This window comes from Ciceribacter sichuanensis (assembly GCF_024055605.1).
In the GTDB taxonomy this organism is placed as follows: Bacteria; Pseudomonadota; Alphaproteobacteria; order Rhizobiales; family Rhizobiaceae; genus Allorhizobium; species Allorhizobium sichuanense.
Genome location: NZ_JAMXLX010000002.1, coordinates 324,931 through 349,497, shown reverse-complemented (window position 1 = coordinate 349,497; position 24,567 = coordinate 324,931). Strand labels below are relative to the sequence as shown.

Below are 24,567 nucleotides of genomic sequence, written 5' to 3'. Positions count from 1 at the left end.
AGGGCTCCAATGCTGATCTGGCTTGTGGAACTCGCGAACCACTTTCAATTCTTCAACCTGTTCCGGTACATCACGTTCCGCACGGGCGCTGCTCTCTTCACTTCCGCTCTTGTCGTCTTCCTGTTCGGGCCGGCCATGATCGCATCGCTGCGTGTCCGGCAGGGCAAGGGGCAGCCGATCCGCGCCGATGGTCCGCAAACCCACTTCAAGAAGGCCGGGACGCCGACCATGGGCGGCCTGATGATTCTCGCCGGCATCGTGGTCTCGTCGCTGCTTTGGGCCGACCTTTCCAACGTCTACGTGGTCTGCACGCTGCTGGTGACGCTCGGCTTCGGCGCTATCGGTTTCTATGACGACTACCTGAAGGTTACCAAGCAGACGGAGAAGGGCTTCTCCGGCAAGGCGCGCCTGGGCATAGAATTCGTCATTGCAGGCATCGCGGTCTATTTCATGATGAGGACGTCGCTGATGTCCGCACCGCAGGGCTCTACCTTCGGTTCCTCCATCGCCTTTCCCTTCTTCAAGGACTTTCTGATCGATCTCGGCATCTTCTTCGTGCTGTTCGGCGGGTTCGTGATCGTCGCAGCAGGCAACGCCGTCAACCTGACCGACGGTCTGGACGGGCTTGCCATCGTACCCGTGATGATAGCCGCGGCGTCGTTCGGCGTGATCGCCTATGTCGCGGGCAATGCGGTCTTTGCCAACTACCTGCAGATCAATTTCGTGGTCGGCACCGGCGAGCTGGCCGTCGTGCTCGGCGCGGTGATCGGCGCGGGACTCGGCTTCCTCTGGTTCAATGCGCCGCCGGCGGCCATTTTCATGGGCGACACCGGCTCGCTCGCGCTCGGTGGCCTGATCGGTTCGGTCGCCGTTGCCACCAAGCATGAGATCGTCATGGCGATCATCGGCGGCCTGTTCGTCGCCGAAACGCTCTCGGTCATCATCCAGGTCGGCTACTTCAAGATGACCGGCAAGCGCGTGTTTCTGATGGCACCGATCCATCACCATTTCGAAAAGCTTGGCTGGACGGAAAGCCAGGTCGTGGTTCGTTTCTGGATCATTGCGGTGGGCCTTGCCATGCTCGGCCTTTCCACCCTGAAGCTGCGGTGAGGCCGAGATGATCCCGGCCACTACCTTCAAGGGCAAGAAGGTCGCACTCTTCGGTCTCGGCGGTTCCGGGCTCGCTACCGCCAGATCGCTTGTCGCCGGCGGGGCCGATGTCATCGCTTGGGACGATAATCCCGACAGCGTTACCAAGGCTGCCAGCGAAGGCATCGTTACCCGCGATCTGCACGATATCGACTGGAAGACGGTCGCGAGCTTCGTGCTCTCGCCGGGTGTGCCGCTTACCCATCCGAAGCCGCATTGGTCCGTGGCGCTTGCGAGAGCCGAAGGCGTCGAGATCATCGGCGATGTCGAGATCTTCGTGCGGGAGCGCCGGGCGCATGCTCCCCATTGCCCGTTCATCGCGATCACCGGCACGAACGGCAAGTCCACGACGACAGCGCTGATCGCCCATATCCTTTCCGCAAGCGGACGCGATGCACAGCTCGGTGGCAATATCGGCCGTGCGGTGCTGACACTCGATCCGCCGCAGGACGGCAGGTTCTTCGTGGTCGAGTGCTCGTCCTACCAGATCGATCTTTCACCGACGCTTAACCCGACCGCAGGCATCCTGCTCAACGTCACGCCCGATCATCTCGACCGTCATGGCACGATCCAGCATTATGCCGACGTCAAGGAGCGGCTGGTCGCCGGCAGCGATACGGCCATCGTCGGCATGGACGACAGCTACAGCGAACTGATTGCCGACCGCGTCGAGCGAGCCGGCGGGAAGGTGGTTCGCATTTCCAAACGTCAGCCGCTTGCGAACGGTCTCTATAATGATGCTCATCGCATCATCGAGGCGCATGGCGGCGCGACGTCGGTTCTCGCCGATCTCAACGGTATCCAGACATTGCGGGGCGCTCATAATGCCCAGAATGCGGCGGCCGCGATTGCCGCCTGCCTTGCTGTTGGCGTATCCGCGGACGAGGTCCGGGCGGGGCTTCAGTCCTTTGCCGGCCTGAAGCATCGCATGCAGCCGGTGGGTCGTCGGGGTGATGTCGTCTACGTCAATGATTCGAAGGCGACCAATGCCGAAGCGGCGGCCCCCGCGTTGTCGAGCTACGACCGGATCTACTGGATCGCCGGCGGATTGCCCAAGGAAGGCGGCATCACCAGCCTTGCGCCTCTCTTTCCGCGTATCGCCAAGGCCTATCTGATTGGCGAGGCGGCTTCCGCCTTCGCGGTCACGCTCGGTGAAACGGTTCCTTATGAAATTTCCGGCACGCTCGATCTCGCTGTCGCCCATGCTGCGGCTGATTCGGCTGCTGATGGCGGTCCTGTTGCCGTGATGTTATCCCCGGCTTGCGCAAGCTTCGACCAGTACAAGAACTTCGAAGTGCGCGGCGATGCCTTTGTCGGCCATGTCGCCGCCCTGAACGGTGTGACGATGCTGGTCGACGTGCCAACAGGAGGCAAATGAGATGGTAAGCCGCGCGGAGAGGGGACCCGTCGCAGACTGGTTCTGGACGATCGACCGGTTGTTCATGATCACCTTCATTCTGTTGATGGGGATCGGTTTCATGCTCTCCTTCGCGGCGTCGCCTGCGGTTGCGGAGAGGCTGGGGCTCGACAGTTTCCACTTCGTCAAGCGTCACGCGGCCTTCATGCTGCCGGCGATCGGGGTGATGATCGGCCTGTCCTTCCTCAGTCCCCGTCAGGTCCGGCGAACGGCCATGGTGCTGCTGGCGGTGTCGCTGGCAATGATGATCCTCGCCCTGTTCTTCGGGATCGAGGTCAAGGGCGCGCGGCGCTGGATCACGATTGCCGGCATCTCCATCCAGCCTTCGGAATTCATGAAGCCGGCCTTCGTTATCATCTGCGCTTGGCTGTTCTCTGAACATGCCCGCCAGCCGGAAATTCCCGGCAATCTCTTTGCCATCATCCTGTTCGGCATCGTTGCGGCGCTGCTGATCGCCCAGCCGGACCTTGGCCAGACCATTCTTACCTCGGTGGTGTGGGGTGGCATGTTCTTCATGGCGGGTGTGCCATGGTTCTGGATCTCGCTGCTCGGCGGCCTCGGCGCGGCCGGCATTTTTGGCGCATACCTCACCCTGCCGCACGTGGCAGGGCGTATCGACCGCTTCCTCACCGGCGAGGGCGATACCTTCCAGGTGGATACCGCTCGCGAGGCGATCATTCGCGGCGACTGGTTCGGACAGGGGCCGGGCGAAGGCATCGTCAAGCGCATCATCCCGGACAGCCACACCGACTTCATCTTTTCCGTCGCGGCGGAAGAGTTCGGTATCATCTTCTGCATGGTGCTCGTGTCGATCTTCGCCTTCCTTGTGATCCGAGGGCTCAGCCATGCCTTCAAGGAACGCAACGACTTCAACCGTTTCGCGGTTGCCGGCCTCGTGCTTCAGATCGGCGTCCAGTCGATGATCAACATCGGCGTCAATCTGGAACTGCTGCCGGCCAAGGGCATGACCCTGCCGCTGATTTCCTACGGCGGTTCCTCGATGATCGCGATTTGCGTGACGGCCGGGTTCATTTTGGCGCTGACGCGTCGGCGGCCCGAAAAGCGGGCGCAGGAGCGCAGCCTTTTCCGGGTCGCTCACGGCGTCCCCGCGGAGTAAGACGACATGTCCAAGGGCATCATCCTTCTCGCCGCCGGTGGAACCGGCGGTCATCTTTTTCCGGCCGAAGCGCTGGCGCACACGCTGACCGAGCGCGGCTATTCGGTTCATCTGGTGACGGACAGCCGCGCCGAGCGTTATGCAGGCAAGTTTCCGGCAGAGGCGATCCACACGGTTGCCTCGGCGACGATCGGGTCGAAAAACCCCGTGGCGTTCGGCAAGGCGCTGCTGTCGCTGTGGAAGGGGTTCCGACAGGCCAAGGCGCTCATTCGGCGGCTGAAGCCCGTGGCCGTTGTCGGCTTCGGCGGTTATCCCACAGTGCCGCCTTTGCTTGCCGCTGCCGGTCTCGGTATCCCGACCGTCATCCACGAGCAGAACGCCGTCATGGGGCGCGCCAACAAGGCGCTGGCTTCCCGGGTCAAAGCGATTGCCGGCGGCTTCTTGCCGGAGGGTGGTGCATTCGCCTCCAAGACGGTGGTTACCGGTAATCCGGTGCGGCCTGCCGTCATTGCCGCGTCATCGGTGCCTTACCAGCCATCGCTCGAAGGCCAGCCGTTCCGTCTGGTGGTTTTCGGCGGAAGCCAGGGCGCGCAGTATTTCTCGGCCGCTGTGCCGAATGCCATCAGCCTGCTCGACGATAACCTGCGCAAGCGCCTGAGTGTGACGCAGCAGGCAAGACCTGAAGATCACGACCGGGTCACGGCCTGCTCCGGCAAGCTCGGCATTTCCGCGGAGATCCAGCCTTTCTTCACCGACATGGCGGCAAGGATCGCTGCGGCCCATCTGGTGATCTGCCGTTCGGGTGCATCTACCGTTTCCGAGCTTGCGGTGATCGGGCGTCCGTCCATTCTCGTGCCCTATCCCTATGCGCTGGATCACGATCAGGCGGCGAATGCCGCGGCATTGGCCGCAACCGGCGGCGCAAAGGTGATCGCCCAGTCCGAACTCAGTCCCGAGCGCCTTTCGCATCTGTTGAGCGAGGCCATGCAGGACCCGGAAAAGCTTGGCAAAATGGCGGAAGCTGCGAAAACAGCCGGCAAGCCGGATGCTGCGCGCTTGCTCGCCGATCTGGTTGAGGCTATTGCCGCTGGCAAGGGCGTGACCGACGTGAAGGGAGCCAATTGATGAAAATGCCGAAGTCCATCGGGCTGGTCCATTTTATCGGGATCGGCGGCATCGGGATGAGCGGGATTGCAGAAGTGCTGCACAATCTCGGGCACAAGGTGCAGGGGTCGGACCAGGCCGACAGCGCGAACGTGCAGCGCCTTCGCGCCAAGGGTATCGAAGTGTTCGTCGGTCATGACGCGGCCAATCTCGGCGATGCCGAGGTGGTCGTCGTGTCGACCGCGATCAAGAAGAACAATCCGGAACTGGTTGCCGCGCGTGAAAAGTTGTTGCCGATCGTGCGCCGGGCCGAGATGTTGGCCGAACTGATGCGCTTCCGCAATGCGATTGCCATCGGCGGCACGCATGGCAAGACGACGACGACCTCCATGGTCGCGGCGCTGCTCGAAGCCGGCGGGCTGGACCCAACGGTCATCAATGGCGGCATCATCAATGCCTACGGCACCAATGCCCGCATGGGCGAGGGCGAGTGGATGGTGGTCGAGGCGGACGAGTCGGACGGCACCTTCCTGAAGCTGCCGGCCGAAGTTGCTATCGTTACCAACATCGACCCCGAGCACCTCGACCACTACGGTACGTTCGATAATGCGCGCGCCGCTTTCCGCCAGTTCGTGGAAAACGTGCCGTTCTACGGCTTCGGCGTCATGTGCCTCGATCATCCGGAAGTGCAGGCGCTGGTCGGCAAGATCGAGGACCGCAAGGTCATCACCTATGGCGAAAACCCGCAGGCTGACGTCCGCTTCTCGAATGTCCGTCTGGAAGGTACACATTCGACCTTTGACGTCGAGATCCGCCGCCGCCGCACGGGCCGCGTTTTCAGCTTCCAGGACCTGAAGTTGCCGATGCCGGGCCGCCACAACATTTCCAATGCCTGCGCCGCAATCGCGGTCGCCAACCGGCTCGACATTCCGGAAGAGGCGATCCGCAAGGGGCTTTCGGGATTCGGTGGCGTCAAGCGTCGCTTCACGCTGACGGGCACTTGGAACGGAGTGCAGGTCTTCGACGACTACGGGCATCACCCGGTCGAGATCAAGGCTGTGCTGCGGGCCGCACGCGAAGCCTGCAAGGGCCGAATCATCGCGGTGCATCAGCCGCATCGCTATTCGCGTCTTGCCAGCCTGTTCGAGGATTTCGCCAACTGCTTCAACGATGCCGACACGCTTTTCCTGGCTCCGGTCTATGCGGCGGGTGAGGATCCGATCGAAGGTATCGACGCGGAAGCGCTGGTTTCCCGGATCAAATCGGGCGGACATCGTGACGCCCGTTACCTGTCGTCGCCGGATCAGCTCGCGCCGCTCGTCGCAGCTATTGCGCAACCCGGCGATTTCGTGGTCCTGTTGGGCGCTGGCAGCATCACGTATTGGGCGGCGGCGCTGCCGAAGGAATTGGAAGCTTATTCGGGTTCGGGAAAGTCGGAATGAAACAGGTAGACGGAGAAAAACTTCTGGCTTCGCTCGATAAGGGCGTTGATGGCTTGCGCGGTCGGTTGACCCCGGATGCGCCGATGGATCGTGTGACGTGGTTTCAGGCCGGCGGTCTGGCCGAGCTCATGTTCCAGCCGCACGATACGGAGGATCTCGTCGCCTTCCTTAAGATTTTGCCCGAATCGGTTCCGCTGACGGTCGTTGGCGTCGGTTCTAACCTCCTCGTTCGCGACGGGGGGATTCCGGGTGTCGTCATCCGCCTGTCTGCCAAGGGCTTCGGTCAGGTTGAACTGGCGGGCGAGAACCGTATCCGCGCCGGCACCATCTGCCCCGACAAGCATATCGCTGCGATGGCGATGGACCACAACATTGGCGGCTTCGCTTTCTTCTATGGTATTCCCGGCTCGATCGGTGGCGCCGTCAGGATGAATGCAGGCGCTAACGGCGGCGATACGGCTGGCCGATTGGTCGAAGTCGAGGCGGTTGACCGGCGGGGCAATATCCATGTGCTGTCCAAAGCCGACATGGGCTACAGCTACCGTCATTCCTCCGCGCCGGAAGGGCTGATCTTCACCAGCGCCTTGTTCGAGGGCTATCCAGACGAGAAGGCCAAGATCCGCGCTGAAATGGATGCGGTGCGCCATCATCGCGAGACGGTGCAGCCGATCAAGGAAAAGACGGGTGGTTCGACCTTCAAGAACCCGGAAGGGCATTCCGCCTGGGAATTGATCGATGCGGCCGGCTGCCGTGGATTGATGATCGGCGGTGCGCAGATGTCGTCGCTGCACTGCAACTTCATGATCAACATCGGCCACGCTACCGGCTACGACCTCGAATATCTCGGCGAGACCGTGCGTCAGCGCGTCTTCGAACATTCCGGTATCAAGCTGGAATGGGAAATCAAGCGTCTCGGCACATTCATGCCGGGCCGCGAGATCAAGCCGTTCATGGGCGTGACGACCGAGTAATCAGGTCAAGAGTATATTAGCCCAGAACCTTGCTGGAGGCGGCGACGAAAGTGACGCCGCCTTTTTCGTCTGCGGTTTCCGCGAGTACGACGTCCATGAAGCGGTCAGTGATCCTGACAATACCGAAACCGCCCTTGTAGGCGGCTGTCGGCTTGACGATATCGAGGCCGGCGCTGCGATAGATCATCGGCGTATCGTGCTCATGGCCGTGGAAGACGGCGGCCACGTTGTATCCCTGGATCGTATCGAGAAAGGCCTGCCGCTCGGCATCGGACCACCAGTGGGGTGCGCCGCTTCCTTCGTCGTCGAAGGTCTTCTTCTCCGGGTCCCATTTCTCCAGAGAAAACGAGTCCCAGCCGTAATGCTGGAACAGCACCACGGGTCTGCCATCAGCAGCGAATGTGGCTAGATCCCGCTTCAGCCATGACAGGCCGCTGGCCGCGCCCTTGCCGGTATCGCCAGCGAAGCGTTGCATCTGGATGAGGTGCAGTCGATCCCAGTTCCACGAATAGCTGTCGGACGCTTCGTCGTAGTTATCCGCTGGATGGGGCGGCTTGAGGAAGGCGCTCGGCTTATGGTTCAGGCGGACGTAGTCACGCAGTTCGTCCCGGTACCAATCGACATCCGGCGGTCTGCCATCCTGATCGAGGTCGTGATTACCGAGCCCGACATAGACCGGATAGTGCACACGGTTCGGGCCGGAGCCCTGCCGGTATCGTCTGGAAAACTGTTTGATCTGGTCGCCCTCACGGGGCAGGGCTGTCTGTCCACCGCCGTCATCGGTGATGTCGCCGCAGATAACGAGGCCGCGCGGGACTGCTATACCGGTTCCTGCACCCGCCAGGGAGGTGGGTTTGCCATCGATTTCGATTGGCCATTGGAGGCGATGCACGCCGTTCAGCGCCCGGATCTGGCGCCGAAGGTTCTTGTCGGTCTTGCCTTGCTCTTCGCAACCGGGGCTCAGTCCTTTCCAAAGGTGGCAGGCATGTATGTCATTGGTAACGAGAAAGGTGACGTCCGTCGTGGATGAGGCGGCACGCGCCGCCGGCTGAAAGGTTTGCATCGAGCCGAATGCCATCAATCCATTCAGCAGCGCTCGTCTTGAAATCATCGGGGCCCCTCGTTGTTCAAGGCATGTTAGCGGGCTGATATCGATGGGGAAAGGTGAGATGTTCCGGGAGGTGAACAAGAAAAAGGCCGCGAAAGCATATGCTTCGCGGCCTTTTCTACGTTTCTGATTCAGTCTGTCAGACTTCTTCGCGGCCCGACAGCAGGATGCAGACCAGGGTAATCACGGCGGAGAGACCGAGATAGAAGCCAACGGCGGTCATGCCGTAATTGGCCTGCAGCCATGTGGCGATGTAGGGCGCGAGCGATGCGCCCACGATGCCGGCGAAGTTGAAGGTCAGCGATGCGCCGGTGTAGCGGACGTTCGTCGGGAACGGGGCCGCCAGTGCCGCGCCGATCAGCGCGTAAGTCATGCCCATCAGTGCCATGGCGATCACGGCGAAGAGGGCAACGGCTCCCTCGCCACCCTGCAGCAGCGAAGGCAGCAGGAAGGAGAACAGACCGATCAGGACGGTGATGACGATCAGTGACAGACGGCGGCCGATCTTGTCGCCGAGCTTGCCGGTGATCGGGATGAAGATACCGAAGACGACCGAGCCGAGGATCTGGATTTCCAAGGCGTCAAGGAACGGGATCTGCAGGACCTTGACGTTGTAAGAGAGCAGCCAGGCGGTGCCGATGTAGAACAGCACAAAGGTGACCAGAGCGACGAAGGTACCAAGGAACAGGCTGCGCTTGTATTTGGTGAACACCTCGGCAGCGGGAACCGCCACGCGTTCCTGCGTGTCGATCGCCTTCTGGAAGGCCGGCGTTTCGCTGATCGAGAAGCGGACCCACAGGCCCAGCCCGATCAGTATCGTGGAGGCGAGGAAGGGGACGCGCCAACCCCAGGCCAGCAGTGCGTCATTGGAAATGAAGTGCAGCAGCAGCCAGAACGTGCCGGAGGACAGGAACAGGCCGACCGGAGCGCCGAGCTGCGGGAACATGGCGTACCAGTTGCGCTTGCCTTCCGGAGCGTTTTCTGTGGCGAGCAGCACGGCGCCGCCCCATTCACCGCCGAGACCGAAGCCCTGACCGAAACGGCACAGCGCCAGCAGCAGCGGGGCGACAACACCGATCTGCTCGTAGCTCGGCAAGAGGCCGATGACCACGGTGGAGATGCCCATCGTCAGCAGAGCTGCGACCAGCGTCGTCTTGCGGCCGATGCGGTCGCCGAAGTGGCCGAAGACCACGGCGCCAAGCGGGCGGGCAAAGAAAGCGATGGAGAAGGTGGCGAAGGATGCGAGCAGCGCGGTGGTCGGATCGTTGTTCGGGAAGAACAGCGTCGGGAAGACCAGCACGGCCGCGGTTGCGTAGACATAAAAATCGAAGAATTCGATTGTCGTGCCGACCAGACTGGCCATCAGCACACGCGCGGGGGAATTCAATGCGGCGTTGCCGGAAGACGTGGTCGCAGTCGGCGATATGGGAGATATCGCGTCTGACATTTACAGTTTCCAGTTCGGGAGTTTCTTAACAAAACCTACAGAAAGGTTGCATGCTCATTAATACAATTTTCCTTCTTGTAAAGCGTCAAGTTCGCAAGAAATGGAATGCTGCCGTGTCCGACGCGGCCATAAAGTTGCCATTTGAGGAAGATTTTCGTTGTGAAACGGCGGGTTACCGATTCGGTTGCCGCATTTGGTTTCCCCGGGGCGCTGCAAGCGCCGCCTGCGGGAAATCTGTGTTGCAGGCGGAAAGCCGTTGGCGGATTTCGTTAAAATGAGGCTGCTCGGGGCCGGTCGGTTAACGAAAGTAAACACTTCATTAACCTTAATGTCGTTTTACTAAGACAACGGTCGAGGCGGTCATCAACTGAGTCCGCTTCCGGCTCCAAGTCGATCAGTATGTTTCATTTTTTCCTGCGGGGGCGTTGATGAGTGGCAAGCATGTAGCCGTCCTGATGGGTGGTCTTTCCTCGGAGAGGCCAGTTAGCCTTTCTTCCGGGGCTGCCTGTGCGGAGGCTCTCGAATCTGTCGGTTATCGCGTCACTCGCGTCGACGTTGATCGCGATATCGGGCAGGTGCTTGCCGATCTTCGCCCGGATGTCGCCTTCAATGCGCTGCATGGCCCCTTCGGTGAAGACGGCACCATTCAGGGCGTTCTCGAATACCTGCAGATTCCCTATACGCATTCCGGCGTGCTGGCGTCCGCGCTTGCCATGGACAAGGCGCAGGCCAAGATCGTTGCGGCCAATGCCGGTATTCCGGTTGCCGAGGCGAAGGTGATGATGCGTTTCGATATCGGGACGGAGCATCCCATCGCTCCGCCCTATGTGGTGAAGCCGGTTCGCGAAGGCTCCAGCTTCGGCGTCGTCATCGTTCGCGAGGACATGGCGCATCCGCCGCAGTCGCTCCTGTCGAGCGAGTGGCGTTATGGCGACCGGGTCATGGTGGAGCATTACGTTGCCGGTCGCGAGCTTACCTGCGGCGTCATGGGCGGCAAGGCGCTCGGTGTCACGGAAATCGTGCCGCAGGGGCACAGCTTCTACGACTATGATTCAAAATATGTCGCCGGCGGTTCGCGGCACGTACTTCCTGCAGAAATTTCACCGAAAATTTACCAAAAAATACAATCATTGGCAGTTAAGGCGCATCAAGCAATCGGGTGTCGAGGGGTCAGTCGTTCGGATTTTCGTTTCGATGATCGTTTGTCCGAAGATGGTGAGCTCATCTGGCTGGAGATCAATACCCAGCCCGGAATGACGCCAACCTCGCTGGTGCCTGAAATGGCTGCCCATATGGGTATGGGCTTTGGTGAATTTGTCAGTTGGATGGTGGAGGATGCGTCTTGTTTGCGGTGAGGGGCGATAGATCAGGGGGCTTTGCGGCGTACGGCGCATCCGCCTCTGCGGCTTCCGCGGAGGGTGTGGTTCTGCCGCGTCCGCTGCGGCGTGTCGTGCGCTTCATCGTCAGCCTTTGCTCCGGGCGCATCGCGATCCCCGCGCATGCCGGTAAGGTATCCTTTGTCGGGTTCTATTCCGCAATCGCGGTTTATGGGATCGTCATTGGCGGGCATGGGCCGGCGGTCAGTCACGCGCTGACCTCGTTTGCCGGTTTCGCGATCGAAGATGTCAAGGTCACCGGTAACGAGCAGACTTCCGAAATCGACATTCTTCAGCTTCTCGGGCTTGATGGGTCCACCAGTCTTCTCGGCCTCGACATCACGGCTGCGCGTCAGGCGCTGAGTGATCTTCCCTGGGTCGAATCGGCGGAGGTTCGAAAGATCTATCCGGCGACCGTTGAGGTGGTTCTGCGGGAACGGAAGGCTTACGGCATCTGGCAGCATGGCACGGAACTTTCCCTGATCGAGAAGTCCGGTAGCGTTATTGCTCCACTGCGGGACAACAAGTTTGCAAGCCTGCCGCTCTTCGTCGGGCGCGATGCCGAAACTGCGGCTTCGGATGTCGAGACGGAATTTGCGAAATTCCCCGAAATCGCTTCGCGGATTAAGGCTTATGTCCGGGTCGCCGGTCGTCGTTGGGATATCCATCTGGACAACGGCGTGGTTGTGAAGCTTCCCGAGGATGGTATCGGTGATGCGCTCGGTCGGCTCTCGCGTCTGGATGCCGATCAGCAACTCCTTTCCCGCGATATTGCAGCTGTGGATCTTCGCCTGTCTGACCGCACCGCGATCCAGTTGACGCCGGAAGCGCAGGAGCGTCGACTGGTGGCTGTTGAAGAGCGTCGTAAAGCACTCAAGAAGGCGGGGCAGAGTATATGAGCCTGTTCGGAAGCTCCCACTTTGGTCTCCCGCGCATCAAGCCGCTTTCCTCGAAGCGCAGCCATGTGGTCTCGGTGTTGGATATCGGTTCCAGCAAGGTCGTCTGCATGATCGGCCGGCTGACGCCGCGCAAGGAAAGCACCGTGCTGCCGGGTCGCACGCATAACGTAGAAGTCATCGGCATCGGTCACCAGCGCTCGCGGGGTGTGAAGTCCGGTGTGATCGCCGATCTGGATGCGGTCGAGAACGTCGTCCGTCTCGCGGTCGATGCCGCCGAGCGTATGGCCGGCCTCACCGTCGACAGTCTGATCGTCAATGTTTCTGCGGGCCGTATCGGTTCGGACGTCTATACCGCGACCATCGATCTCGGTGGCCAGGAAGTCGAATCGGGTGATCTGCGCAAGATTCTCGTGGCTGCCGGACAGCAGTCGCAGGGTTCCGATCGCGCCGTCCTGCACTCGTTGCCTACCGGCTTCTCGCTGGATGGCGAACGCGGCATCCGTGATCCGCTCGGCATGTATGGCGATATTCTCGGTGCCGAAATGCATGTGGTGACGGCCGAACGCGCTGCGCTCCGGAACCTCGAGCTGTGTATCAATCGCGCTCACCTGAGTGTCGAAGGCGTCGTGGCGACCCCGTATGCGAGCGGTCTGGCCGCACTGGTCGATGATGAAGTCGAACTCGGCTGCGCTGCTATCGACATGGGTGGCGGCATGACGACGATCTCGGTCTTTGCGGAAGGCAAGCTGATCCATACCGATGCCATCGCGCTCGGCGGTCACCACGTTACGACCGACGTCGCTCGCGGCCTTTCGACCCGGATCGAGGATGCCGAACGCCTCAAGGTCGTGCATGGCTCGGCTCTTGCGAACGGTGCTGACGATCGTGACGTGATCTCCATTCCGCCGATCGGCGAGGATGATCGCGACCAGCCGACCCAGGTGCCGAAGGCTCTCCTGACGCGGATTATTCTTGCTCGGATCGAAGAGACACTTGAACTCCTTCGCGATCGGATTCAGAAGTCGGGGTTCTCGCCGGTTGTCGGCAAGCGAGTCGTTTTGACAGGTGGCGCAAGCCAGCTGACGGGTCTTCCTGAAGCTGCGCGCCGCATCCTTGCCCGCAATGTGCGAATCGGGCGCCCGATGGGTGTCGCCGGCCTCCCGGCCGCGGCCAAGGGTCCCGCTTTTTCGACCGCTGTCGGATTGATGATTTATCCGCAAGTTGCTGACCAGGAAACCCATGCCGGGCAGGCAGGACTGTTCTCGCCGTTCGGTAACGGCAACAGCCGGATCGCCCGTATGGGCCAGTGGCTGAAGGAAAGTTTTTGAGTTCAGCCCGTCGATTTCCGCAGGGCCGGGGCGACGGGTGAAAGAGTTGAAATGACATGGCCGGCGTGGCGATGCGGCCGGAAAGAGAAGGAACTGGTACCATGACCATCAAGCTGCAGAAGCCTGACATTACCGAGCTGAAGCCCCGGATCACCGTGTTCGGTGTCGGTGGCGGTGGCGGCAACGCCGTCAACAACATGATCACCGCTGGTCTCCAGGGCGTCGATTTTGTCGTCGCCAACACGGATGCCCAGGCACTGACGATGACGAAGGCCGAGCGCATCATCCAGCTCGGTGTGAATGTCACGGAAGGCCTCGGTGCCGGCTCCCAGCCGGAAGTCGGTCGCGCTGCCGCTGAAGAGTGCATCGATGAAATTATCGATCACCTGAACGGTACGCACATGTGCTTCGTCACCGCCGGCATGGGCGGCGGCACGGGCACCGGTGCAGCTCCGGTCGTCGCACAGGCCGCCCGCAACAAGGGCATCCTGACGGTTGGCGTGGTTACCAAGCCGTTCCACTTCGAAGGCGGTCGCCGCATGCGTCTCGCCGAATCCGGCATAGAAGAGCTTCAGAAGTCGGTCGACACGCTCATCGTCATTCCGAACCAGAACCTCTTCCGCATCGCCAACGACAAGACCACTTTCGCCGACGCATTCGCGATGGCCGACCAGGTGCTCTACTCCGGCGTTGCCTGCATTACCGACCTGATGGTGAAGGAAGGTCTCATCAACCTCGACTTCGCCGACGTCCGCTCGGTCATGCGCGAAATGGGTCGTGCAATGATGGGTACCGGCGAAGCTTCCGGCCAGGGCCGAGCAATGCAGGCTGCCGAAGCCGCGATTGCCAACCCGCTGCTCGACGAAACCTCGATGAAGGGCGCTCAGGGCCTCCTGATCTCCATCACCGGCGGTCGCGACCTGACGCTGTTCGAAGTCGACGAAGCTGCAACCCGTATCCGCGAAGAAGTCGATCCGGACGCCAACATCATCCTCGGCGCAACCTTCGACGAATCGCTTGAAGGCATCATCCGCGTATCCGTGGTCGCCACCGGTATCGACCGCGCGGCTCTCGCCTCCAAGGGTTTTGAAGCCGCTCCGCTGTCGAAGCCCATTATGCGTCCTTCCGCGGCCGTTGCTTCGGCTCCGGCCGCATATCAGCCTGCAATGGCGCAGGCACCCAAGACCGTTATTGACCCGGTCGCCGAAACCATCCGCTCGGCTGAAGCCGAAATGGAGCGTGAACTCGAAATCGCAGTTGCCCGCCAGGCTGTCGCCGCTCCGGTGCAGCAGCAGGTTGCCGAACCGGAATTCCGTCCGGCAAGCCGCCTGTTCGCAACTCCGGTTGCTGAACAGGCACCGGCTTCGCGCATGGCAGAACCGATGCCCGCTCCGGCCATGAGCCGTCCGGCTGCTCCGATGACCGCTCCGGCTCCGCAGCCGATGGCTGCCACTCCGGTTCGTCACGAGCCGGTTGCTCCGGTCGCGCGCCAGACGGTCGAGCAGGTTCGCATGCCGAAGGTCGATGACTTCTCGCCGGTCGTCCGTGCCGAACTGGACCAGCGCGCAGCTCCTGCCGCCCATGACGAGCGGGGTCCGATGGGCCTGCTGAAGCGAATCACGAATTCGCTGGTAGGTCACCAGGAAGGTGAACAGGCTGCTGCCGAAGCCCCGGTACATGCCCCGGCCGCACCCGCTGCCCAGCGTCGCCCGCTTTCGGCCGAGGCCAGCCTCTATGCGCCGCGTCGCGGACAGCTCGACGACCAGGGTCGTCAGATGCCGGCTGCTCGCTCCGCCCATGGCGGTGACGACGAGCTGGAAATTCCGGCCTTCCTGCGTCGCCAGTCGAATTAAGGCTAGCCTTACAGAGTGTCTTGAAAGCCCGGACGAAAGTCCGGGCTTTCTTTGTTCCGGGCTAATGCAGGCCTCTCTGAATTGTCTTTTGTTTTCAAAGTCGTTGGATCGTAACAATCGGAAACGAACAGTGATTTGGAATGTGGATAGGGCCGCCGTATGAAAGGATCAAGACGAGGGCAGGGAGCGCCGGAAGGCCGCTTGCCCGGGGAATGGCAGGCCGGATCACGACAACGCTGTGACCGGCTGACAGACAGAGGCAGTATTCATGGCAATCGCATTGCTCGGATTTCAGACGACCATCGCAGCACCGCTCAGCCTGACCGGCATCGGTGTGCATTCCGGGCGGTCTGTGACGATCAATCTTCAGCCGGCTGAGGCCGGCACCGGCATCGTCTTCGTGCGGACGTTCGAAGACGGTACGCAGGTCGAATACAAGGCGGTTTCCTCGCAGGTCGGCAATACCGATCTCTGCACGGTGCTCGGCACATCGCCGACGCGTTCCGTTGCGACCATAGAACATGTCATGGCGGCCATTTATGCACTCGGTCTCGACAATCTTCTGATCGAGGTCGACGGTGCTGAAATGCCGATCATGGACGGCAGCTCCGAAGTCTTCATTGAGGCGATCGAGCAGGTCGGTATCACCAATCTCGGCGTCAAGCGCCGTTATATCCGGGTTACCAAGCCTGTTCGTATTGAAGCAGGCGCTTCCTGGGCGGAGTTCCGTCCCTATGACGGTACGCGATTCGAGGTTGAGATCGATTTCGACTCGCCGCTGATCGGTCGGCAGAGTTGGCAGGGCGACCTGACGGCAGCAACATTCAAGACCGAATTGTCGCGTGCCCGTACCTTCGGCTTCATGCGTGATGTCGAGCGTCTCTGGGCTGCAGGCTTCGCTCTGGGCTCGTCGCTGGAGAATTCGGTTGTCATCTCCGACGACAACACCGTCATCAACGTCGAGGGCCTTCGCTACACGGATGAATTCGTTCGTCATAAGACGCTGGATGCCGTTGGCGACCTTGCGCTCGCAGGCGCCCAGTTTATCGGTTGCTATCGCTCCTATCGTGGCGGCCACAAGCTCAACGCCAATGCACTGAAGGCTCTTCTGGAGAATCGCGACGCTTATGAAGTTGTCGAGGCTCCGGCCCGCAGCCAGCAGGCGAGGGCGCGTGAATTCGTCGCGGTCAACGTTCCGGAATTTGCTCCCTGGTTCGCTTGAGGGATGGCCTGAAAGGCGCTTTTCCTTCGATTTTCATAGTGCTTACCTCCATTGTCCCGCTTCTTCCCTGGAGCGGGACAAGTCGTTACCGGCGGTTGCTATTTAAACAGACAGAAGGTTACGGACCAATTCCGGGTTTTCCTTACGGATCGCCACAAAAATGCGTTAAATCGATATCATTGCGTTGCTCTCATGCCGCTTTTGTGGCTAGAAACGCCATTTGAAAGCGACGGCTTTTCAAACGGCGCTGCAATCGGGATCTGTCGAATGAATCAAGTAAGGTCGGTCGTTGTGAAGAAAGCCGCACGTATTGCCAGCGTTTTTGTGATGATGACGGTATCCGGCGCGATGCTCGCTGCCTGCCAGTCCGATCCCGATATTGATATCACCAAGCTCGGCGTCGACACGGATCCGCCGGAAACCCTCTACAACCAGGGCCTTGCCAACATGAAGGCAGGCAACATGGCCGAGGCGTCGCGCAAGTTCGATGCCGTAGATGCGCAGCATCCGTTCTCCGAACCGGCGCGCAAGTCGCTGGTGATGAGCACCTTCGTGAAATACCGTCTGGGCCGTTATCCCGATGCGATCACCAGCGGCACCCGTTATCTGAACCTTTATCCGAAGTCCGACGACGCGGCCTACGCGCAGTATCTTGTTGGTCTTGCCTACTGGAAGCAGATTTCCAACGTCACGCAGGACCAGAAGAATTCGCTGAAGACCATCGAGGCCATGCAGAAGGTCGTCGATCAGTATCCCGATTCGGAATATGTCGACGACGCGCAGTCCAAGATCCGCTTCGCGCGTGACCAGTTGGCCGGCAAGGAGATGCAGGTCGGTCGTTACTATCTCGAGCGCAAGGAATACCTTGCTTCGATTTCCCGTTTCCGCACTGTCGTCGAGAAGTATCCGAACACGAACCAGATCGAGGAAGCGCTGGCGCGCCTCGTCGAAGCTTATTACGCAATGGGCGTCGTGCAGGAAGCGCAGACTGCTGCGGCCATTCTCGGCCACAACTATCCGGACAGCCAGTGGTACGCCGATTCCTACAAGCTCTTGCAGAGCAACGGTCTGGAACCGCGTGAAAACGCGGGTTCGTGGATTTCCCGCGCCGGCAAGAAGCTCCTGCTCGGGAGCTGATATACCGCCATTCAGGTGAGATGAGGCAGCCATGCTCGTCCAGTTGTCGATCCGCGATATCGTTCTGATCGAGCGGCTTGATCTTGCCTTCGAGGCCGGGCTCTCGGTGCTGACCGGCGAGACCGGCGCCGGCAAGTCCATCCTGCTCGACAGCCTTTCGCTTGCGCTTGGTGGGCGCGGCGATGGCTCGCTCGTGCGTCACGGCGAGGAGAAGGGCCAAGTCACGGCGGTCTTCGATATCGGCGGGGATCATCCGGCCCGTACGCTGCTACGTGGCAATGGCGTCGACGATGACGGCGATCTCATCTTCAGGCGCATCCAGTCGTCCGACGGACGCACCCGAGCCTATATCAACGATCAGCCGGTATCCGTGCAGCTCATGCGGCAGGCAGGGCAACTGCTCGTCGAAATCCACGGGCAGCATGACGACCGGGCGCTGGTCGATACCGACGCGCACCGGATGCTGCTCGACGCCTTTGCCGGTCTCACCGATGAAGTGGTTACCGTCGGTGATGCCTATCGCCGCTGGCGCGAGGCGGACCGTGTGCTGAAGACGCACAGGGCGCGTGTTGAGGCGGCCGCGCGTGAGGCCGACTATCTCCGGGCTTCTGTCGAGGAACTGGAAAAGCTCGCTCCCACTGACGGAGAGGAAGATGCGCTCGCTGAACGCCGCACGGTCATGCAGAAGTCCGAGCGCATCGCCAGCGACATTGCAGAAGCCTCCGAATTCCTGAACGGTCATGCTTCGCCCGTTCCTCTGATTGCGTCGATGGTTCGGCGGCTGGAGCGTAAAAGCCATGAGGCGCCGGGCTTGCTGGAAGAGACAGTTCAACTGCTCGATACGGCGCTGGATCACCTTTCCAACGCACAGATGGAGGTCGAGGCGGCGCTCCGGCGTACCGAGTTCGACCCCAACGAACTGGAGCGGGTCGAGGAGCGCCTGTTTGCGTTGAGGGCCGCCGGTCGCAAGTACTCGGTTTCCGTTGCCGATCTGCCGGCCCTGGCGGAAAAGATGGTGGGTGACCTTGCCGAACTCGATGCAGGCGAGGAACGTCTGGGCGAGCTGGAAAAGGCCGTGCAGGTGGCCAGAGCGCATTATGACCAGCTTGCCTCTACCTTGTCCGGAAAACGCAGCAATGCCGCTTCGGCGCTCTCCGATGCGGTGATGGCGGAGTTGCCGGCCCTGAAGCTCGAGCGCGCCCGGTTTATGGTGGAAGTTAGGGTCGACCCCCAGACGGCCACGGCCGAAGGGATCGATACCGTCGAGTTCCATGTCCAGACCAACCCCGGAACGCGGCCGGGACCGATCATGAAGGTTGCCTCGGGTGGCGAACTTTCCCGTTTCCTGCTGGCGCTGAAGGTTGCTCTGGCCGATCGCGGGTCGGCTCCGACGCTGGTCTTCGACGAAATCGATACGGGTGTCGGCGGCGCGGTTGCCGATGCCATCGGTCAGCGGCTGAAGCGGCTTTCGATCAAGGTGCAGGTGTTGTCGGTCACGCATGCGCCGCAGGTTGCCGCCCGTGCGGCGACCCATCTGCTGATCTCCAAGGGACCTTCCGGCGAAGCGGGCGACAAGATCGCCACAAGGGTCGCGACGATGGAGCCGGAGCGGCGGCGGGAAGAGATTGCCCGCATGCTGGCGGGTGCCTCGATCACCGATGAGGCAAGAGCAGCTGCCGCCAAGCTTCTGGCCGGCGAGGGCTGACGGCTCTCAACGCGGTCTTTGCCGGGGCGCGGATTGCTTTTAGGGGCGAAACCTGTTTCCTTCGGGGCACGATGACAGGCCTTTTTGCAACCTACTGGGCTGAAATCCTTGCCGTTCTCTCCATCGTGATGGGAACGGTAGCAGCCGTGCACGCGGCGATGACTAAACGGGATGTCCGCTCGGCGATCGGCTGGGTCGGCATTATCGTTCTCTCGCCGTTGATCGGTGCCCTGATCTATGCCGTCGCGGGTATCAATCGCGTGCGCCGCAAATCCCTGATCTCCCGGCGCAGCAGGCGTTTCGAGGAACTGTGGAAGCGGCTCTCGGAATATGGTGTGCCGCGCGAGGCGATCGCCAAGGAGTTCGGCAGCCGCATGGCGGCGCTGAAATCACTCGGTGATACGGTTGGCCATCATGCGCTTCTCTCCGGCAACCGCATCGAGATCCTGCATACAGGCACCGAGACCTACGCAGCGATCTGCGCGGCGATCGATGCCGCCGAGCGCAGCGTGATTCTCGAAACCTATATTTTCGACCGTGATCCGACGGGGAAACGCGTTGCGGATTGCCTTGCAGCAGCCATCGGACGCGGCGTGGAGGTCCGGGTTCTCGTCGATGCCGTCGGCGCCCGATACAGCGTACCGAGCATTATCGGTTATCTGAAGGATCGCGGCGTTCCCGCCGCTTCCTTCAATGGCAAGGTCATCGTCGGCATGCGACTGCCCTATGCCAACCTGCGCACGCACCGCAAGATCGTGGTGGTCGATGGCAAGGTCGCCTTCATGGGCGGCATGAATATACGCGCTGCTTTTGAAGGGGACCATGCTGCGCGCGATACGCATTTCAGGGTCACGGGACCTGTTGTTGCCGATATCTTCGCGGTTGCGGCGGAAGACCTGCATTTCGAGACTGGCGAGGTACTGACGGGGATCGCCTGGCAGGTGGCGGTGGATGACGGGGTACAGGGTGGGCCGGCCTTTGCGCGAGCCATCGTTTCCGGTCCGGACAGCAATATCGAAACGAATCACAAGATCCTGATGGGCGCGTTTTCGGTGGCGGAAAAGTCCATCCGGATCATGTCGCCTTATTTCCTGCCGGACAACATTCTGCTTGCCGCCCTGTTCACGGCGGCGCGGCGCGGTGTGGTGGTCGAGATCGTCGTGCCCTCGCAGAACAATCTCGCGATCGTCAGTCACGCGATGACATCACAGTTCGCGCAGATCCTGAAAGAAGGTTGCCGCATCTACAGTGCGCAGGGGCCGTTCGACCATTCGAAGCTTCTGACGGTCGATGGGCAGTGGTCGTTCGTCGGTTCTTCCAATTTCGATTCCCGCTCCCTGCGGTTGAATTTCGAGATCGACATGGAGGTTTTCGACCGGGATTTCGCGGCTGCGATCGATGCGCGGATCGATGCAGCACTCGACGATGCGGAGACGCTGTCCTTCGATGCCTTGCAGGCCCAGCCTTTCGCCGTTCGCTTCCTCAACCGTATTTTCTGGCTGGGATCGCCCTATCTATGACAGGTGCCGATGATATCCGCAAAATCGTCGGCGGATGCGGCGTTTGCCATGAAATTTCTGCTGCGGCGCAGTACGTTGCGACTCAGACAAATGCTTCTACAACTGGCATGGAAACGCGATGACGAAGACCAACGGCAACCTCGCCAGGACAATGCTCGCGTCGATCAAGAATCGCCGCAACCGGTCCATGATCCGGCCTTTCGATCAACGCGATGGATCGCTGGTGGTCGCCTCCTACAATGTCCACAAATGCGTTGGTATCGATGGACGTTTCAATCCCGAACGTATCATTGAGGTGATCTCCGAGATCGATCCAGATGTGATCGCGCTGCAGGAGGCAGACCAGCGTTTCGGGGAAAAGTCCGGGCTACTCGATCTGCCGCGGCTCAGGCTGGAGACCGGCCTGATGCCGGTTCCGGTACTCGCCAAGCCGAAATCGCATGGCTGGCGCGGCAATGTGCTGTTGTTCAAGGAGGGTATGGTGCGGGACGTCCATCAGGTGGCGCTTCCGGGCCTTGAGCCGCGCGGTGCGCTCGTCGCCGAGATCGATCTTGCCCGGGGCGAGGGGCTTCGGGTTATCGCAGCCCATCTCGGCCTTTTGCGCTGGGCGCGAAAGCAGCAGGCGGATGTCATTCTCGACATCATTGGGGCGCGGGAAGAGCGGCCGACGCTACTGATGGGGGATTTCAACGAATGGCGTCTCGGGCCGGGTTCAGCGCTTACGCGGCTCGAATCGGTGTTCGGCCCGTTGCCTCCGCCTATCCCGAGTTTCCCCGCCCGCCTGCCGATGCTCTCCCTCGACAGGATCATGGCGAACCGTGCCGGTCTCATCGCGGAGCTTGCGGTTCACGATACGCCGCTTGCGCGTATTGCCTCCGACCACCTGCCTTTGACGGCGAGGCTGGAGTTCGGAGAGGGGCTTCGCTCAGCAGGGTGAGTGCCCGCTTTCCATTCTGTCGATTTCGGTTAATACCGGAGGCTCTTAAATTCGGAGCATAGCCATGGCAGAGGATATCATCGCAGTCGCTGATCTGAACGAGGAGCAGGCAGCTAACGAGCTTGCGCGGCTTGCCGCCGAGATCGCAAAGCACGATGCGCTGTATCACGGCAAGGACCAGCCGGAGATTTCCGACGCCGACTATGATGCGCTGAAGAGGCGCAACGATGCCATAGAGGCTCGCTTTCCGGCGCTCGTGCGTGCCGACAGCCCGTCACGCCGGGTGGGTGCTGCTCCGCTCGCCACATTCGCGCCGATCGTCCACGCACGGCCGATGCTGTCGCTCGACAACACCTTTTCCGATGAGGATGTCGCGGACTTCGTTGCCTCCGTCTATCGCTTCCTTGGCCGGCTGCCGGACAATTCCATTGCATTCACGGCCGAACCGAAGATCGACGGTCTCTCCATGTCGATCCGTTACGAGGCCGGCCGGCTGACGACCGCTGCGACGCGCGGCGATGGTACCACGGGTGAGAACGTCACCGCCAACATCCTTACCATCAAGGACATTCCGCGCCAGCTGCCGCCGGGCGCGCCCGACGTCGTCGAGGTGCGCGGTGAGGTCTATATGGCCAAGAGCGATTTCCTCGCGCTCAACGCGCAGATGGAGGCCGAGGGAAAGCAGACCTACGTCAATCCACGCAATACCGCATCCGGCTCCCTTCGCCAGCTCGATCCGAAGGTGACTGCGAGCCGCAACCTGAAATTTTTTGCCTATGCCTGGGGCGACATGTCGGCGATGCCGGCGGATACGCAGTTCGGCATGGTCGAGGTGTTCCGCGAGTGGGGTTTTCCGGTCAATCCGCTGATGAAGCGCCTGCATTCGACCGAGGAAGTTCTGGCGCATTACCGGGAGATCGGCCTGATGCGCGCCGATCTCGACTACGATATCGACGGTGTCGTCTACAAGGTCGACCGGCTCGACCTGCAGGAACGGCTGGGCTTCCGCTCGCGCTCGCCCCGCTGGGCGACGGCGCACAAGTTCCCGGCCGAGCAGGCCTTCACCACGGTTGAAAACATCGAGATCCAGGTCGGGCGTACGGGTGCGCTGACGCCGGTTGCGCGGCTGGAGCCGATCACGGTCGGCGGTGTGGTCGTCACCAATGCCACGTTGCACAACGAGGATTATATCAAGGGTATCGGCAATTCCGGTGAGCGCATCCGTCCTGACGATCACGATATTCGCATCGGCGACACGGTCATCGTCCAGCGCGCCGGTGACGTGATCCCGCAGGTTCTCGACATCGTGCCGGAGAAGCGACCGGAAGGGGCAGTGCCTTACGCGTTCCCGAAGACTTGCCCGGTTTGCGGCAGTCACGCGGTGCGTGAACTGAACGAGAAGACGGGTAAGCTCGATTCGGTCACCCGTTGCACCGGCGGTTTCGTCTGTTCGGCGCAGGCCAAGGAGCACATCAAGCATTTCGTCTCGCGCAATGCCTTCGACATCGAAGGGCTGGGAACGAAGCAGGTCGATTTCTTCTTCGAGAGCGAGGACCCGGCGATCCAGATCCGCACGGCACCTGACATCTTCACCTTGCAGCGCAGGCAGGAAGCCTCGCCGCTTATGAAGCTCGAGAATATCGAGGGCTTCGGTCGCGTCAGTGTCCGCAAGCTGTTCGACGCAATCGATGCGCGCCGGCAGATCGCGCTGCACCGGCTGATCTTTGCGCTCGGAATCCGCCATGTCGGCGAGACCACCGCCAAACTTCTCGCCCGCTCCTACGGGTCTTATTCGGCTTTTGCCGAGGGGATGAAAGCCGCCGCACCTATGCACGGCGATGCGTGGAACGAACTTAATGCCATCGACGGTATCGGCGAAGTCGTTGCTGCCTCTATTGTCGAGTTCTTCAAGGAACCGCGCAACATGGCGGTGGTGGAACGGCTTCTTCAGGAGGTGACGCCGCTCGATGCGGAAGCGCCGACGACGAGCGGCAGTCCGGTTGCCGGAAAGACCGTGGTCTTCACGGGGTCTCTCGAAAAGTTCACCCGTGACGAGGCCAAGGCTAGAGCCGAAGTTCTGGGGGCAAAGGTAGCCGGCTCGGTATCGAAGAAAACGGATTATGTCGTTGCCGGACCCGGTGCTGGCTCCAAGCTCGACAAGGCCCGCGAACTGGGCGTAACCGTTATGGACGAGGACGAGTGGCTGGCCTTCATCAGTGGTTGAAATGCTGATTCCGCTGGCTCTTTTAATCGGGGCGTATAGTCGGAATATCCAGTGGAATAACTCAAAAGGATAAATTGAACTACCACCCTTAAATGTACGTCAATTGTCGTTGAGAACGATGGGCCGGCTGGGGAGTCTGAGGGTATTTCACACCCTCCGTCGTTTGGTTCTTTATTGGTGGACCACGGCGATATGCGGCTTCTTGTTGTAAACGATGTGTCAGTTGTTCTGGGTGGCGCAACCAAGGTTGCGATGCAGTGTATCGAGGCTGGCATAGCGGCCGGGATGAACTGTTCGGTCCTTGTCGGTGACGATGGAGAGGGCGTGCGCGCCCGTTTTCCCGGAGCGAAGGTGACTTCTCTCGGAGAGCGGCCCTTGCGTGATGGTGTTCGCCTTCGGGATGTTATCGACCGAAACTACAATCGCCGTGCTTACGAAGCGTTGGACAATATGCTTGCCGAGGGCGACGAGGAGACCGTAGTTCACGTGCACGGCTGGTCGCAGATCCTCTCGCCCTCCATCTTTCACGCTCTTGCCCGCCACCGAGCCCGCGTGATCATCACTGCCCATGATTTCTTCCTCAACTGTCCGAATGGCGGTTACCTGAATTT

Annotated in this window: 20 protein-coding genes; 17 read left to right on the top strand and 3 right to left on the bottom strand. The window is 60.9% G+C overall.

Features of this window, described 5'->3' with window-relative positions; genetic code table 11:
- The first annotated feature begins 9 nt into the window (after positions 1–9).
- From mraY to murB, 6 genes are read left to right on the top strand one after another with little or no spacing between them, the layout of a single operon-like run.
- Complete coding sequence (gene mraY, locus NBH21_RS08045) at positions 10–1,110, top strand: phospho-N-acetylmuramoyl-pentapeptide-transferase (protein WP_250915997.1); 1,101 nt, start codon at positions 10–12, stop codon at positions 1,108–1,110.
- A gap of 7 nt (positions 1,111–1,117) precedes the next feature.
- Positions 1,118–2,527, top strand: coding sequence for a UDP-N-acetylmuramoyl-L-alanine--D-glutamate ligase (gene murD, locus NBH21_RS08040; protein ID WP_250915998.1), 1,410 nt, complete (start codon positions 1,118–1,120; stop codon positions 2,525–2,527).
- A gap of 1 nt (position 2,528) precedes the next feature.
- Positions 2,529–3,683, top strand: a complete 1,155-nt coding sequence (gene ftsW, locus NBH21_RS08035) for a putative lipid II flippase FtsW (RefSeq protein WP_099058273.1) — start codon at positions 2,529–2,531, stop codon at positions 3,681–3,683.
- 6 nt (positions 3,684–3,689) lie between these two features.
- Positions 3,690–4,808: an undecaprenyldiphospho-muramoylpentapeptide beta-N-acetylglucosaminyltransferase gene (murG, locus tag NBH21_RS08030; protein WP_250915999.1), complete on the top strand. Its 1,119-nt coding sequence runs from the start codon at positions 3,690–3,692 to the stop codon at positions 4,806–4,808.
- Positions 4,808–6,229: a UDP-N-acetylmuramate--L-alanine ligase gene (gene murC, locus NBH21_RS08025; RefSeq protein ID WP_250916000.1), complete on the top strand. Its 1,422-nt coding sequence runs from the start codon at positions 4,808–4,810 to the stop codon at positions 6,227–6,229. Before murG ends, murC begins: the two co-directional genes overlap by 1 nt.
- On the top strand, positions 6,226–7,200 hold the full coding sequence (gene murB, locus NBH21_RS08020; protein WP_250916001.1) for a UDP-N-acetylmuramate dehydrogenase: 975 nt from the start codon (positions 6,226–6,228) through the stop codon (positions 7,198–7,200). Before murC ends, murB begins: the two co-directional genes overlap by 4 nt.
- A 16-nt stretch (positions 7,201–7,216) precedes the next feature.
- Here murB and NBH21_RS08015 read toward each other — a convergent pair whose 3' ends face one another.
- Positions 7,217–8,311, bottom strand: coding sequence for a metallophosphoesterase (locus NBH21_RS08015; protein WP_425340391.1), 1,095 nt, complete (start codon positions 8,309–8,311; stop codon positions 7,217–7,219).
- Between the two features lie 136 nt (positions 8,312–8,447).
- Positions 8,448–9,755 carry an MFS transporter gene (locus NBH21_RS08010; protein ID WP_250916002.1) on the bottom strand — a complete coding sequence of 436 codons (1,308 nt, stop codon included), beginning with the start codon at positions 9,753–9,755 and terminating at the stop codon, positions 8,448–8,450.
- A 50-nt stretch (positions 9,756–9,805) separates the two neighbouring features.
- Between NBH21_RS08010 and NBH21_RS08005 the strand changes: the two genes are divergently transcribed.
- From NBH21_RS08005 to ligA, 11 genes are all read left to right on the top strand, one after another.
- Positions 9,806–10,033, top strand: coding sequence for a hypothetical protein (locus tag NBH21_RS08005; RefSeq protein ID WP_250916003.1), 228 nt, complete (start codon positions 9,806–9,808; stop codon positions 10,031–10,033).
- 150 nt (positions 10,034–10,183) lie between these two features.
- Positions 10,184–11,110 carry a D-alanine--D-alanine ligase gene (locus NBH21_RS08000; RefSeq protein ID WP_099058267.1) on the top strand — a complete coding sequence of 309 codons (927 nt, stop codon included), beginning with the start codon at positions 10,184–10,186 and terminating at the stop codon, positions 11,108–11,110.
- Entirely contained in the window at positions 11,098–12,030 is a 933-nt protein-coding gene (locus NBH21_RS07995) for a cell division protein FtsQ/DivIB (RefSeq protein ID WP_280925019.1), read from the top strand. The genes NBH21_RS08000 and NBH21_RS07995 overlap by 13 nt, the downstream gene beginning before the upstream one ends.
- Positions 12,027–13,358 (top strand): cell division protein FtsA, encoded by a 1,332-nt coding sequence (gene ftsA, locus NBH21_RS07990; RefSeq protein WP_250916004.1) that lies wholly within the window; start codon positions 12,027–12,029, stop codon positions 13,356–13,358. The genes NBH21_RS07995 and ftsA overlap by 4 nt, the downstream gene beginning before the upstream one ends.
- Positions 13,359–13,459: 101 nt before the next feature.
- Entirely contained in the window at positions 13,460–15,211 is a 1,752-nt protein-coding gene (gene ftsZ / locus NBH21_RS07985; protein ID WP_250916005.1) for a cell division protein FtsZ, read from the top strand.
- A gap of 268 nt (positions 15,212–15,479) precedes the next feature.
- Positions 15,480–16,433, top strand: coding sequence for a UDP-3-O-acyl-N-acetylglucosamine deacetylase (lpxC, locus tag NBH21_RS07980; protein ID WP_250916006.1), 954 nt, complete (start codon positions 15,480–15,482; stop codon positions 16,431–16,433).
- Positions 16,434–16,760: 327 nt separating this feature from the next.
- Positions 16,761–17,570, top strand: a complete 810-nt coding sequence (locus tag NBH21_RS07975; protein ID WP_425340400.1) for an outer membrane protein assembly factor BamD — start codon at positions 16,761–16,763, stop codon at positions 17,568–17,570.
- A 31-nt stretch (positions 17,571–17,601) separates the two neighbouring features.
- The gene (recN, locus tag NBH21_RS07970; RefSeq protein ID WP_250916008.1) at positions 17,602–19,275 is read left to right on the top strand and encodes a DNA repair protein RecN; all 1,674 of its coding nucleotides are present in this window, start codon (positions 17,602–17,604) and stop codon (positions 19,273–19,275) included.
- A gap of 71 nt (positions 19,276–19,346) precedes the next feature.
- Positions 19,347–20,795 (top strand): phospholipase D-like domain-containing protein, encoded by a 1,449-nt coding sequence (locus tag NBH21_RS07965; RefSeq protein ID WP_250916009.1) that lies wholly within the window; start codon positions 19,347–19,349, stop codon positions 20,793–20,795.
- Positions 20,796–20,913: 118 nt separating this feature from the next.
- Positions 20,914–21,732, top strand: coding sequence for an endonuclease/exonuclease/phosphatase family protein (locus tag NBH21_RS07960; protein ID WP_250916010.1), 819 nt, complete (start codon positions 20,914–20,916; stop codon positions 21,730–21,732).
- Positions 21,733–21,796: 64 nt separating this feature from the next.
- Positions 21,797–23,956 carry an NAD-dependent DNA ligase LigA gene (gene ligA / locus NBH21_RS07955; RefSeq protein WP_250916011.1) on the top strand — a complete coding sequence of 720 codons (2,160 nt, stop codon included), beginning with the start codon at positions 21,797–21,799 and terminating at the stop codon, positions 23,954–23,956.
- 219 nt (positions 23,957–24,175) lie between these two features.
- On the opposite strand, the gene NBH21_RS07950 is transcribed toward ligA, so the two are convergent.
- Positions 24,176–24,526 (bottom strand): hypothetical protein, encoded by a 351-nt coding sequence (locus NBH21_RS07950; RefSeq protein WP_250916012.1) that lies wholly within the window; start codon positions 24,524–24,526, stop codon positions 24,176–24,178.
- Positions 24,527–24,567 lie beyond the last annotated feature (41 nt).